1 protein-coding gene is annotated in these 1,201 nt (G+C 62.1%); it reads right to left on the minus strand.

Annotation, left to right across the window (positions count from 1 at the left end):
- Window positions 1-1,092 (minus strand): ISAs1 family transposase (locus FBZ88_RS30060; RefSeq protein ID WP_411861226.1); only part of this gene is annotated, 1,092 nt, incomplete at its 3' end.
- Window positions 1,093-1,201: the final 109 nt, after the last annotated feature.

The raw sequence follows: 1,201 nt of genomic DNA on the forward strand, positions 1-1,201 counted from the left end.
ATTCCAGGATGCCTTTTTTCGTCGGACAGTCAGGCTTTGTTTGCCGGGTGCATTGCGTATGAGGTTCATGGCCATGTGTTTGACAACAGCCATGTTCTGGGGCCCGCAGGCTGATCGTAGCCGGGACAAGTCGTCATGGAAGACGACATCGAGAACCCAGTGGAGCCTGTTCTCAATGTGCCAATGACAGCGGACGGCACGGGCGAAGAGGCGGGCATCAAGTGGTGCGGAGGAAAGGAAATAGCGCCTTTCCCGGCTGATTTTGCCTTGGCGCTCGACTTCCGCTTCGACCATGGCGATGGCCTTGAGGCCGGGAAATCGCGGTTCGCCGGGAAAGCGGCGGTCGGTGGACAGCCACGCCACGTCACGGCTGACAGCATGGCGGCGGACCTCGATGCGGCCATGGTCGCCGTCGGTGGTCTCCAAACGGTCGAGGGTGTCGTCGCCCGCATCGGCGAAGTAGCCTTCGATCTCCCCGCATAGCGTCGGCCAGTTGTCCTTGACCGCCAGCAGGTAGTCGGCCCCCTTGTCGAGGATGGTCTGGGCGATCTTGGCCTGGCAGCCCATGGCGTCGATGGTCACCAGCGCACCGGTGAGGGCCAGGCGCTCCAACAGCAGCGGAATGGCTGTGATCTCGTTCGACTTCGCCGCGCACGCCTGCTGTCCCAGCACCAGGCGCTGGCGGCTGGCCCAGGCCGAGACCAGATGCAGGGGGTCGCGGCCTTGAGACCGTGCGTGTGTACGCCGGGAGGTCTTGCCATCGATCGCCACGATATCCGGCTCGGCCTCCCGCAACTCATCAACCCACGCCGTGAAGCAGGCCGAAAACAGCTCCCCATCCAGCGCGTTCATGACATCGTTGAGCGTGTCGTGGCTGGCGATACCCCGCTCGTAAGGCAGAAAACGGCGCAGAAAGTCCAGCCGATCCGCCCCCCATTCCTCCATCTCAACGAAATTCTCCGCCCCGCCCAGCGTGGCGCACAGCACCAGCAGTAGGAGTTCCGGCAACGGGTACACAACCTTCCACGATTGCCGAGGGTCCTCCAACGCCGAGAAATGATCCAACAGCGATCCGCTCGCTTTACCTGCCATGGAAGCCATCTCCTGCAATCGATGGCTTCCTATGAATCATCCTTCTACGGCGAAGGCTACACGCTTATGCCAGCTCCGCTGTCAACCAGCGCTTCAAGCGATTGCCCTG

Source organism: Nitrospirillum bahiense (assembly GCF_007828025.1).
GTDB classification, from domain to species: Bacteria; Pseudomonadota; Alphaproteobacteria; order Azospirillales; family Azospirillaceae; genus Nitrospirillum; species Nitrospirillum amazonense.